Source organism: Saccharopolyspora cebuensis, assembly GCF_039542665.1.
GTDB classification, from domain to species: Bacteria; Actinomycetota; Actinomycetes; order Mycobacteriales; family Pseudonocardiaceae; genus Saccharopolyspora; species Saccharopolyspora cebuensis.
In genome coordinates, this window is the sequence record NZ_BAABII010000016.1 from 736,659 (window position 1) to 748,426 (window position 11,768).

Annotated in this window: 11 protein-coding genes; 7 read left to right on the forward strand and 4 right to left on the reverse strand. The window is 72.6% G+C overall.

What is annotated here, in order from left to right; all coding sequences use genetic code 11:
• Positions 1-40 precede the first annotated feature (40 nt).
• The 5 genes from ABD976_RS23550 to ABD976_RS23570 all read left to right on the forward strand — a co-directional run bounded on the left by ABD976_RS23550 (position 41) and on the right by ABD976_RS23570 (position 3,686).
• The gene (locus ABD976_RS23550; RefSeq protein WP_345366777.1) at positions 41-550 is read left to right on the forward strand and encodes an ATP-binding protein; all 510 of its coding nucleotides are present in this window, start codon (positions 41-43) and stop codon (positions 548-550) included.
• Between the two features lie 44 nt (positions 551-594).
• Positions 595-2,427 (forward strand): transketolase, encoded by a 1,833-nt coding sequence (locus ABD976_RS23555; RefSeq protein WP_345366779.1) that lies wholly within the window; start codon positions 595-597, stop codon positions 2,425-2,427.
• 81 nt (positions 2,428-2,508) lie between these two features.
• Positions 2,509-2,697 carry a DUF2795 domain-containing protein gene (locus ABD976_RS23560; protein ID WP_345366781.1) on the forward strand — a complete coding sequence of 63 codons (189 nt, stop codon included), beginning with the start codon at positions 2,509-2,511 and terminating at the stop codon, positions 2,695-2,697.
• A gap of 431 nt (positions 2,698-3,128) precedes the next feature.
• The gene (locus ABD976_RS23565) at positions 3,129-3,413 is read left to right on the forward strand and encodes a hypothetical protein (RefSeq protein ID WP_345366783.1); all 285 of its coding nucleotides are present in this window, start codon (positions 3,129-3,131) and stop codon (positions 3,411-3,413) included.
• 69 nt (positions 3,414-3,482) lie between these two features.
• Positions 3,483-3,686 carry a hypothetical protein gene (locus ABD976_RS23570; protein WP_345366785.1) on the forward strand — a complete coding sequence of 68 codons (204 nt, stop codon included), beginning with the start codon at positions 3,483-3,485 and terminating at the stop codon, positions 3,684-3,686.
• A gap of 647 nt (positions 3,687-4,333) precedes the next feature.
• Here ABD976_RS23570 and ABD976_RS23575 read toward each other — a convergent pair.
• Entirely contained in the window at positions 4,334-4,624 is a 291-nt protein-coding gene (locus ABD976_RS23575; RefSeq protein ID WP_345366787.1) for a DUF3040 domain-containing protein, read from the reverse strand.
• A gap of 214 nt (positions 4,625-4,838) precedes the next feature.
• Positions 4,839-5,861 carry an MBL fold metallo-hydrolase gene (locus ABD976_RS23580; RefSeq protein ID WP_345366789.1) on the reverse strand — a complete coding sequence of 341 codons (1,023 nt, stop codon included), beginning with the start codon at positions 5,859-5,861 and terminating at the stop codon, positions 4,839-4,841.
• Positions 5,862-6,272: 411 nt separating this feature from the next.
• Between ABD976_RS23580 and ABD976_RS23585 the strand changes: the two genes are divergently transcribed.
• A complete protein-coding gene (locus ABD976_RS23585) occupies positions 6,273-8,405 on the forward strand; it encodes a four-carbon acid sugar kinase family protein (RefSeq protein WP_345366791.1) in 2,133 nt (710 codons plus the stop codon).
• 28 nt (positions 8,406-8,433) lie between these two features.
• The gene (locus ABD976_RS23590; RefSeq protein ID WP_345366793.1) at positions 8,434-9,351 is read left to right on the forward strand and encodes an NAD(P)-dependent oxidoreductase; all 918 of its coding nucleotides are present in this window, start codon (positions 8,434-8,436) and stop codon (positions 9,349-9,351) included.
• A 48-nt stretch (positions 9,352-9,399) separates the two neighbouring features.
• Here the strand turns inward: ABD976_RS23590 and ABD976_RS23595 are convergent, their stop codons facing one another.
• Together ABD976_RS23595 and ABD976_RS23600 are read right to left on the reverse strand one after the other, a co-directional pair.
• Complete coding sequence (locus ABD976_RS23595) at positions 9,400-10,512, reverse strand: acyl-CoA dehydrogenase family protein (protein WP_345366795.1); 1,113 nt, start codon at positions 10,510-10,512, stop codon at positions 9,400-9,402.
• A gap of 21 nt (positions 10,513-10,533) precedes the next feature.
• Entirely contained in the window at positions 10,534-11,748 is a 1,215-nt protein-coding gene (locus ABD976_RS23600; RefSeq protein WP_345366797.1) for an acyl-CoA dehydrogenase family protein, read from the reverse strand.
• Positions 11,749-11,768 lie beyond the last annotated feature (20 nt).

Genomic DNA, 11,768 nt, shown 5'->3' on the forward strand with positions numbered 1-11,768 from the left:
GGGTGATCCACACGCGCGGGCGGACGGAGGACAGAGCCAGGTGAACACCCCAACCGCACAGGTCGACGACCTACGGCTGATCGCACTCCCGAGCGCGGTGAACTGCACCGAGCTGTTCGTGCGGTTCTCGCTCACGGAATGGTCCCTGCGGTCGATGATCGACGAGGCGTGCACGCTCGCCGCCCAGTTCGTCACCGCCGCCGTCGACAGCGCCGACCAGGAATCGCCCGGTTTCATCACGGTCCGGCTGCGGCTGTCCGGCGAATCGCTGGTCGTCGAGGTCGAGGACGAGAGCGCCACCGAGGCCCCCGCCGTCTCGCCGAACCTGGCCAACGGCCGCTGCGACTCCACCGCGCTCAGCGGCGGCGGCTCCCTGGTGTGGTGCGAGCTGCCGCTGCCCGGTGGGGTGTCGGCCGATTCGGTGCCGCTGCCGCGCCGCTCGCCCAAGCGCTCCGCGCCCGCCGAAGGAGCCGCCGAGGTCACCGCCGAGATCGACCCCGAGGTGATCAAGCGGCTGCTGACCGGGCTCAACCGCGGCGTCGGGGACTGATCGCCGGACGTTTCAACCAGCGCCGCACCGGGCATGTCCGGTGCATGGACGACTTGAGCTTCCGCACCGATCTGGCCCAGCAACTCCGCGTGGACTCCGTGCGGGCCAGCGACGCCGCCGGCTCCGGTCACCCGACGTCGTCGATGTCGGCGGCCGACCTGCTGGCCGCGCTGCTCGACGGCCACCTCCGGCTGGACTTCGGCAAGCCGGACGACCCGCGCAACGATCACCTGATCTTCTCCAAGGGGCACGCCTCGCCCCTGTACTACTCGGTGCTCAAGGCGGCAGGCGCCATCGATGACGAGGAGCTGCTGACCTTCCGCAAGTTCGGCAGCAGGCTCGAAGGCCATCCCACCCCCCGGGTGCCGTGGACGGACGTGGCCACCGGCTCGCTCGGGCAGGGGCTGCCCATCGGCGTGGGCGTCGCGCTCGCCGCCCGCGACCTCGACCGGCTGCGCAACCGGGTCTGGGTGCTCTGCGGCGACAGCGAGATGACCGAGGGATCGGTCTGGGAGGCCCTGGAGCACGCCGGGCACGCCGGGCTGGACAACCTGGTGGCGCTGGTCGACGTCAACCGCCTCGGCCAGACCGGCGAGACCATGCACGGCTGGGATCTGGAGGTCTACTCCGCCCGGTTCCACGCCGCGGGCTGGCGGACGCTGCTCGTCGACGGCCACGAGCCGGAGCAGATCGAGACGGCGATGCAGGAGGCCACCACCCCGGACGGGCGGCCGGTGGTGATCCTGGCGGCCACCAAGAAGGGCAAGGGCGTGGCCGCGGTCGAGGACGAGCCGGGCAAGCACGGCAAACCGCTGCCCGACGCCGCCGAGGCCATCGAGGAGCTCGGCGGGGCCCGCGATCTGCGCGTCGAGGTCGCCAAGCCCACCGAGGACGCCGTGCCGCACACCTTCTCGGCCACCGGGGGCGCCGCGCCGGAGTTCGAGCTCGGCAGCGAGGTCGCCACCCGCAAGGCCTACGGCCAGGCGCTGACCGCGCTGGGCGGTCGGCGCGGCGACGTGGTGGCGCTGGACGGCGAGGTGTCCAACTCGACGTTCTCCGAGGTGTTCCGCGAGGCGCACCCGGAGCGCTACTTCGAGATGTACATCGCCGAGCAGCAGATGTTGGCCACCGCGGTGGGCATGCAGGTCCGCGGGTGGACGCCGTTCGCCTCGACCTTCGCGGCGTTCCTCAGCCGCGCCTACGACTTCGTCCGGATGGCCGCCGTCAGCCGGGCGACCCTGAACCTGATGGGCTCGCACGCGGGCGTCGCCATCGGTGAGGACGGCCCGTCGCAGATGGGTCTGGAGGACCTCGCCGAGTTCCGCGCCGTGCACGGCAGCACGGTGCTCTACCCCAGCGACGCCAACCAGACGGTGCGGCTGGTCGAGCTGATGGCCGAGCAGGAGGGGATCAGCTACCTGCGCACCAGCCGGGGCGCCCTGCCGGTGCTCTACGCCCCGGACGACGCCGACTTCCGCATCGGCGGCTCCCGGACGCTGCGCGAGGGCGACGACATCACGCTGATCGGGGCCGGGGTGACGCTGCACGAGGCGCTGCGCGCCGCCGAGCAGCTCTCGGTCGCCGGCATCCAGGCCCGGGTCATCGACCTGTACTCGATCAAACCGGTGGACGTGGACGCGGTGCGCGGTGCGGCCGTCGAGACGCAGGCCATCATCACCGCCGAGGACCACTGGCCCGAGGGCGGTCTCGGCGAGGCGGTGCTCAGCGCGCTGGCCGGCTCCGGCATCGCCACCCCGGTGCGCCAGCTCGCGGTGCGCGAGATGCCGGGATCCGGCTCCCCCGCCCAGCTCCTGCACCAGGCGGGGATCGACGCCGAGGCCATCGCCGGCGCGGCCCGCAAGGTGCTGGGCCGATGAGCCGCCCAGCACCTTGCGGGCCCGCAGCAGCAGGCCCGGCGCACGGCTCGTGCGCCGGGCCCGAGCACGGAGGAGGATGCGATGTCGTCGGGACCCGAGCACGGTGAACTGCTGCCCTACCTCGCGCACGTCCGGTTCCCCGCCGACGCGCAGGAGATCCGCAGGCTCTGCGAAGAGCAGGGCGCGCCCGCGGCATGCCTCCGGCGGCTGGAGGACCTGCCGGCGGGCGTCTACGTGGAACCGGACACGGTGCTGCAGGCGCTGCGCTGAGCGCGGCACCTGCCCGCCGTCGTGGCCGCGCTAGGGCACTGCCCGAGCGCGCTGGCCAAGTTCGGGCCGCGGGTGGCCGTGACAACACCGCCGGACCCGACCTCGCCGGGCGGCGCGCATCGCCTTCAGCCTGCTGTCGGCGGCCTCCCCCGACGACGATGTCGTTCGGGGGAGGCCGCCAGTTTGTAACATATCGATGAATTGTTACACAAAGTGCCAATAGTCACAAAATGTATACTTCACCCGAATGGTCCACTTGGTCCGAGCTATGTTGATCGACGGACATTACCTCGTGTTGATCATTCAGGGGTGAAGGAATCGTTGACGTGACGCACTTGAGGCCCCGCATGAGTACCCACGGACCCGTTCGGGCCGGAATTGACATAGCAATCAATCTCGCATGTTGACCCAAGAGGGAGAGCTGTCCGCAAATGGCCAACCCCAAGCTTCCGCCACGAAATACAAAGTACCCGCCAGGCTGGTGGATCTGCAGGGTGATCGGATTTGCCATCATCCCGCCGGGAATTCTGCTCAACCTCTTCGACGTGCCGAAATCGATCATATTCCTGGTGATATTTTGCACCGGGCTGATCGGGGTCGGGCTAATTGTCTTCACCGACCGATGGGCCAAGCGAATTCACGAAGCCGGAGAGCATCGACAAGGCGATAGTCACCCGGCAGCGTCGGCAGTAAGCAGTGAAGACGAGCCGCGGTAACGCACCATGATTCACCCCAAGCCCCCACTGCGCGATGTCAAATATCCGCCAAGTTGGTGGACATGCCGAGTGATCGGATTTTCCATCGCGCCACAAGGAGTTCTGCTCAACCTCTTCGACGTGCCGAAATCGATCATATTTCTAGTGATATTTTGCACCGGGCTGATCGGGTTCAGAATAATTGTCTTCACCGACCGATGGGCAAAGCGCATCCGCGAAGCCGCAGAGAACCAAGGCACCGATGGCAACCTGGACGCTGATTGGAAGCGCTGATGCGGCGGGGGCGGCGACCTGCGAAGCGCGCCGATCCCACCCTCCCTGGAACAAAAAACCGCAGAACTCGACCCGCAGTACCACCGGGGGCTGCCGCGGGAGGAGCTATCGGTGCAGTTGTCGTCGACCGATTGATTCAAGGGAGCCGGGCGAGATGAATCGACAAAAAAGGGCGATCACCCTTCCTTTCTTGGCCATAGCGCTCGCGACGTCTTTCATTGCATCCTTTGCTGCCGCACTTTTATGGCCAAGAGGATCAGGGGGGAGCTATATTGCTGGCGGCGTTGGCGTTGGCCTTGCCCTGGCGGCTGTTTTTGTTGCCCTCTACGTCCGTTCGACGAAAAGGTAGGTGCCGGCGGCCACTCCACCTGAATTGCTGGCAGCATAAGAGTTCTGGGCGGCGAACCAGGAACCTCATCGCTTGGGATCCCGCCGGCACGGACGCAAACGTCCAGCGGATTCGCCCGCGAGGCGCTCAGCCGCACGGGCGGCATCCCAAGCAGGCGAGCACACCAGCGACGCGAACCAAACGCATCACAAGCCGTTGCCGCCCTCGAACCTGCCGGGCCCGCCGACCCCCACGTCCCGCACCGTCTACGTCCGCGAACGCCGTACCCGGACTGCTCGGCCAGCGAGGCTGGAAAGCCCTAGCCGGGAGCCGAGCCGCGGCGGTTCCGCCTGGCCTGCACGCAGCACAGCGCGCCGCCCAGCAGGGTGGCCACCGCCAGCACCACGGCGCTCACCATCAGGCCGCTCAGCAGGCACATCACCGCGAGCACCGCGAGCAGCGCCAGGGCGAGACCGGCCAGCGCGTGGCGCAGGCCGCGCCAGCGCGGTCCGGGATCGAACCGTTCGAACTGCTCCGCGAGTCGCGGATCGGCTCCGACGAGACCGGCTTCGATCTCCGCCAACCTGTCCCGCTCGTGTCTGCTCAACATGGCGAGCTCCTAGCGACGTGTGGTCCGACACCAAGGAAGTACCCGCTCCCCGTCGCCCCCAATACCGGGAGTTTTTCCCAGCGTGCCATGGGAAGGCCGGTCACCGCGTGCGGCGAGCCGGGTGAATTCCCGTCACTCCGGGCGACGACCCGGCGCCCGGCGAACACGGTGCGTCGTCACGGGCTCCGGACGGCCGCGCGAGGCGGGACGGGCGTCAGGCCGACGCGTAGTGCCGCACCCCGTCGATCTCCTCGGCGCGCAACCGCCCCTGGAGCACCAGCACGTCGAGGTGCGCCTTGGTTTCGAGCACCGCGAGCATCTGGTTGTAGGGGTCCAGGTCGTCGAGGGCGCGTTCGCGGCGGGTCCAGGTCAGGCCCCGGGCCGCCGCATAGGCGGTGTCGGCGCCGCGCTCGACGACGTCGGCGCTGGCGGCCAGCCGGCCGTCGTGGTGGTCGAGCAGCTCGTCGACCCGGGCGTGCACGCTGCCGGTCACCGGCCCGTGCGCGGGCAGCAGCCGCATGTCCGGCAGTGCCCGGACCAGCCGCAGCGAGTCCAGGTAGTCGCGCAGCGGCAGCGGGCCGGGCGCCTGCTCGAAGCCGATGGACGGGGTGATGTGCGGTAGCACGTGGTCCCCGGCGAACATCAGCCCGTGGGCCTCGTCGAGGAAGACCAGGTGTCCCCTGGTGTGGCCCGGGGTGGCCAGGGCCCGCAACGGCCGGTCGGGCAAGCCCACGTCGGTGGTCTCCCCGATCCACTCGTCGGGTTCCTCCCAGAAGTGCCCGGCGCGAGGGCTCCGGCTCGCGGCCCGCACCGCCTCCAGCACCGGTTTGGCACCGCATTCGGCGAGCAGGGCGAGCTGGGCGCGGTTGGACCGGTGCTCGGGGTCCCGCAACGCGCGGAGGGTGGCCCGTTCGCCCTCGCCGAGGCGCACCGTCGAGCCGTACTCGCGGCGCACCGCGATGGCCTGCGTGTAGTGGTCGCGGTGGGCGTGGGTGACCAGGAACTGCCGGATGTCGCCGAGCCCGGCGCCGAGGGTGCGCAGGGCGCGGTCGAGCCGGTCGCGCGATTCCTCCAGCGCCCATCCGCCGTCGACCAGGGTGAGCGCGTCGCCGTCGGCGATCGCGTAGACGTTCACCGCGCGCAAGCCGTCGTTGGGCAGCGGCAGCGGGATCCGGTGCACCCCGGCAGCGACCTCGAACGCGCCGGGCTCCATCCACTCGTGCCGCGAGCCGCCCATCGAACTCCACCTCCACGTGCGCCGTTCATCAGGACCGCTTCCAGAATGAGCTGCGCAGCGGTGCGGGTAGCGGAACCTCGGCGGCCTTCGCGCTCCGGATCCGCTCCTGATGCACCCACTTCGTACCCGGCGTCGCGCCTGTCCTCGCGAGAAGACCGCCGAGAACCCGCGGCGGTGCAAGCTGCGTGCCCACCGCATGCGGCTCCGCCGCATTCTGAAAGGACACATCAGGAGTACCACACGCATACCGACCGGTCCGCACGTGATCGATGAAGTCCGCCGCCGCAGTGGCGCGTATCACCCCACACCTCTCCGCATTCGTCCACAGTGGACCAAAGGGGGTGTTGACCTCCGTTCGGCGACCGCTCTAAGGTCACCGCGCCGGACATCAGACGTCTGATGGGAGGGGCGATGTCGCTGCCCGACGAGCTGGCCGAGCGCCTGCTCGCCTCGATCATCGACGGGAGCTGCCCGCCGGGTTCGGCGCTGCCCGCCGAAGCCGAGCTGGCCGAGCGGTTCGCGGTGAGCAGGCTGACGGTGCGCGAAGCGGTCACCGCGCTGCGGGTGCAGGGCGTGGTCCGCATCGAGCGCGGGCGCGGCACCTACGTCAACCCGCCGGACCGGTGGACCGCGCTGGACCCGATGATCCGCGCGGCCACCGCCGCCCGGCCCAGCGGGATCGTCTCGGAGAGCCTCATCGACGCCCGGCGGCTGCTGGAGACCGGCGCCGCCGAACTCGCCGCCGCGCACCGGACCGAACACCACCTGCGGCGGTTGCGCGAGTCGCTGCGCCGGATGCGCGAGGCCGACGCGACCGCCGACGTCGCGGCGTTCGTGGCCGCCGACATCGACTTCCACGGCACCATCATGCTGGCCACCGGCAACGCCTTCATCCCGCTGATGTTCGAGCCGTTCGAGCGGCTGCTCGTCGACGGCCGCCGGGAGACCTCCGCGGTGCCGGAGATCCGCGCGCACGCCCTCGCCGAGCACGGCAAGGTCCTGCGCGCGCTGGAGGACGCCGACCCCGGCGCCGCGCGCAGCGCGATGCACGACCACCTCGACCAGACCGCGACCGACCTGCGCACCCACGTCCTCGGGGTGCGCGGCGCGACACCGGAGGCGCCGATGCCGCACGGACCGATGCCGCTGGAGGAGCTGCTGGCGGGGCTCCCGCCGGTCCGCGAGACCGATCCCGCCGCGATCGCCGAGCAGCTCGCCGGCGGCCCCCGCCTGGTGCTGCTGGACGACGACCCGACCGGAACCCAGGCGGTGTCCGGCATCCCGGTGCTCACCAGCTGGGCCGCCGAGGACCTGCGGTGGGCGCTGCGGCAACCGGGTGGCGCGTTCTTCGTGCTCACCAACACCCGCAGCCTGTCCGCCGCCGACGCGGTGGCCCGCAACCGCGACGTGGTCGACGCGCTGGCGGCCGCCGCGGCGGCCGAGGACGTCGACTTCGTGCTGGCCAGCCGCAGCGATTCCACGCTGCGCGGGCACTACCCGGCCGAGACCGACGGGCTCGCCGCCGCGCTGGCCGAGCACGGCCGCCCGGTGGACGCCGCGGTGATCGTGCCCGCCTTCCCGGACGCCGGCCGGGTCACGCTCGGCTCGGTGCACTGGACCCGGACCGCGGCGGGGATGCTCCCGGCCGGGCGCACCGAGTTCGCCGCCGACGCCTCGTTCGGCTACCGCAGCTCGGACCTGCGCGCCTGGGTCGAGGAGAAGACCGGCGGCCGGATCGCCGCCGCCGACGTGCGGGCGATCGACGTGCACGACCTGCGCACCGGCGGGCCGGAACGGGTCGCCGAGGTGCTGCGCGGGTCGCGCGACCAGCAGCCGGTGGTGGTCGACGCCGCCTGCGACGACGACCTGCGGGTGCTGGCCCTCGGCGCCCTGGCGGCGGAATCGGCGGGCACCCGGCTGCTGTACCGGTGCGGGCCCGGGTTCGTCCGCGCCCGCACCGGGCAAGCACCCAGCGCCCCGCTGGACGCGGCGACCCTGGCGCGCTACCCCGCCGGGCGCGGTCTGATCGCGGTGGGCTCGCACGTCGGCCTGACCACCCGCCAGCTCGACGAACTCCGCGCGGCGCACCACCCCGCCGAGTTCGAGCTGGACGTGCCGACGTTGCTCGACCCGGCCGCGGGTGCCGAGCACCTCTCCGACGTCGCCGCCCGCGCCGCCGCCGCACTGGCGGACTCCGACGTGGTGCTGCGGACCAGCCGCACCCTGGTGACCGGTGGGGACGCCGACGACAGCCTCGCCATCGCCCGCACCGTCTCGGCCGCCCTGGTGCGCGCCGTCGGCGAAGCGGTGCGCGCGCGCCGCCCCGCGTTCGTCGTGGCCAAGGGCGGCATCACCTCGAGCGACATCGCCACGGGCGGCCTCGACGTCCGCCGCGCCATCGCCCGGGGCACCCTGCTGCCCGGCATGGTGTCGCTCTGGGAACCGGTCGCCGGGGAGTTCGCGGGCGTGCCGTACGTGGTGTTCCCCGGCAACGTCGGCGACGAACGCGCGCTCGCCGACGTGGTCACCGCCCTGCACCGCTGATCCCCGCACCGATCGACGAGGAGCTGCCATGCCCGAAACCACCCAGCAGGTCGCGGTGATCGGCCTCGGCGCGATGGGGCTGCCGATGGCCGGCCGCCTGGCGCCGGAGTTCCCGGTCTCGGCGTTCGACGTCGCCGAGCAGCGGCGCGAGGCCGCCGCGGCGCAGGGGGCCGTCCCCGCCGCGACACCCGCCGAGGCGGCCGAGGGGGCCGACGTGCTGCTGCTGGCGGTGCGCGACCAGGAACAGGCCGAGGCCGCGCTGTTCGGCCCCGACGGCGCCGCGAGCACCCTGCCGCCCGGGGCGGCCGTGGTGCTCACCAGCACCGTGGGCCCGCCCGGAGCGCGCGCGCTGGCCGCGGCGCTGCCGCGGCAGCGGTTCGTCGACGCCCCGGTCAGCGGCGGGCCGCTACGCGCGGGCAAGGGCGACCTGCTCATCGTGGTCGGCGCCGAGGACGCGGCGCTGGCGGCGGCCCGACCGGTGCTCGACCGGCTGGCCGGGACGCTGACCGTGATCGGACCGCGCCCCGGCGACGGGCAGGCGCTCAAGGCGATCAACCAGCTGCTCGCCGGGGTGCACATCGCGGCGGCGGCCGAGGCCGTGGCGCTGGCCCGGGGCATCGGCCTGGACCCGTCGGTGGTGGTGGAAGCGCTCAGCCAGGGCGCGGCGAGTTCGTTCATGCTCGCCGATCGCGGCCCCCGGATGCTGGACGCCTACGCCGACGGCGCGGAAGTCCGCTCCCGCCTGGACATCTTCGTCAAGGACATGGGCATCGTCACCGACCTGGCCCGCGACGCCCACGTCCCGACACCGCTGGCCGGTGCGGCGCAGCAGCTCTACCTGCTCGGCGAACGCGCGGGCCTGGCCGCGGCCGACGATTCCAGCGTCGTCACGGTGCTCTCGCCCAAGGACGAACCGTCCGGTGAGGACCGCTCCCCGACCGCCTGAGCCACCGCGGGCCCGCGCCGCCGCGCGGACCGCCGGTGGGCGCAGCCCTCAGAAGCCGAGCCGGTCGGCGAGCCGGTCCCGCGCCTGCCCCGGGGTGCCGAACAGCACCTCGGCGCTCTTGGCCCGCTTGTACAGCAGGTGCGCGTCGTCCTCCCAGGTGTAGCCGATGCCGCCCTTGAGCTGGACGCCGTCGGCCGCGGCCTGGAAGCAGGCCGGGGCGAGGTGGACCTGGGCCAGGGCCGCGGCCTCGGCGAGCCGGTCCGGGTCGTGGTCGGCGGTCCACGCCGCGTACCGGACCAGCGCGGTGGCCTGCTCCCGGGTGCACAGCACGTCCGCCAGCCGGTGTTTGACCGCCTGGTAGGAACCGATCGCCCGGCCGAACTGGACCCGCGCGGTGGCGTAGTCGGTGGTGTCGGCCAGCACCCGCTCCACGACGCCGAGCTGTTCGGCGGCCAGCGCCACCACCGCGAGGTCGCGCACCCGCTCCAGCACGCCGGTGGAACCAGCGCCGTCGACCGCGCGCGCCGGGGTGCCCGCGAAATCGAGCCGCGCCATCCGGCGGGTCGGGTCCAGCCCGACCAGCGCGGTGCGCGCCAAGCCTTCGGCGCCGCCGTCGACGACGAACCACCGCGCGCCGCCGGTGGTCCCGGCGAACACCAGCAGCACGTCGGCGAGGTCCCCGGCGAGCACCGGGGCGACCCGCCCGGTCAACGACCACCCGCCACCCCGGTGCTCGGCGGTGACGCTCGTCGCGGCACCGCCCCAGGTTCCGTCGGCACCGGCCGCGGCCACCGCGCCGATCCGCTCCCCGGTGGCCAGACCGGGCAGCAGCTCGGCGCTGACCGACTCGTCGCCGAGGGCTTGCACGGCGTCGACCGCGAGGACCGCCGAGGCGAGGTAGGGCACCGGCGCGGGCACCCGGCCCAGCTCCTGCTGCACGACGGCGCGCTCGACGTGCCCGGCACCCGCACCGCCGTGACGCTCGCCGACCACCAGACCGGCCGCGCCGAGGTCTCCCGCGAGGCGCCGCCACAGCGCGCGGTCGTAGCCCTCGTCGCCCTCCATCGCCGCGCGCACGGCGGCGGACGGGGCGTGGTCGGTCAGCAGATCGCGGACCGAGGACCGGAGTTGTTCCTGCTCGCTGTCCAGCACCAGCCGCATGGTCGGTGCGCTCCTCTCGACTCAGCCCTGCTGTTGGGTTCCGACGCGCAGCTCGCGGAACGGCACGTCGCGGTCGACCTGCGGTTCCTTGGGCAGCCCGAGGATGCGCTCGCCGATGATGGACCGCTGGATCTGGTTGGTCCCGCCCGCGATGCTCGACGCCGGGGTCGCGTTGATCGCCAGCGCCAGCTCGGCGGCGTCCTCGTCGTCGCGGTCCCAGGCCAGCAGCCCGGGCCCGGCGATCCGCCCGGCCAGCTCCACCCCGCGCCACAGCAGCTCGGCGCCGGTCAGCTTGGCCACCGAACCGCGCGCCCCGGGCGCGACGCCCGCGTCGGCCTCCTGGCGCAGCCGGGTGTTGAACAGCTCCAGGGTCCGGCTCGCCGCGTGGTAGGCGGCGAGTTCGCGGCGGATCTCCGGGTCGTCGAGCCGCCCGGCCCGGCGGGCCAGCGCGACCAGGTTCTCCGGGTTCAGCGGCGCGTCCCGGCGGCGCGCCGAACCGCCGATGGACACGCGCTCGTGACCGAGCATCGTCACCGCGGCGGTCCAGCCCGCGTCGACCTCGCCGAGCACCGCGTCGGCGGGCAGCCGCAGGTCGTCGAAGTACACCTCGTTGAACGGCGCGCGCCCGGTCATGTCCCGCAGCGGGCGCACCACCACGCCCGGGGCGCGCATGTCCACGATGAACATGGTCAGCCCGCGGTGCTTGGGCAGGTCCGGGTTCGTCCGGGCCAGCAGCGCGCCGAAGTCGGCGTGCTGCGCCCCGGAGGTCCACACCTTCTGGCCGTTGACCAGCCAGCCCTCGCCGTCGCGGACCGCGCGGGTCTGCAGGCTCGCCACGTCCGATCCGGCACCGGGCTCGGAGAACAACTGGCACCACACCTCCTCGCCGCGCAGCAGCGGCGGGAGGTGGCGGGCCTTCTGCTCCGGGGTGCCGAGGTCGACCACGGTGGGACCGCACATGCCCATGCCGATCATGAACAGCGAGGTCGGCAGGTCGTGGTCGGCGGCCTCCTCGTCGAAGGCCTGCTGGTGCGCGGCGGTCAGCCCCCGGCCGCCGAACTCGGCGGGCCAGGTGATCCCGGCCAGTCCCGCGTCCGCCAGCGCGGCCTGGAACCGCTTGGCCACCGCGATCTGCTCCGCTCCATCGAGCTCCACATCGGACGGTGGCACGTGCGCGGCCAGCCAGTCCCGCGCCTCGTTCCGGAACTCCTCGGGGGAGATCTCCACCTGGGTCATCTCGCGTCTCCTCCGGCGAT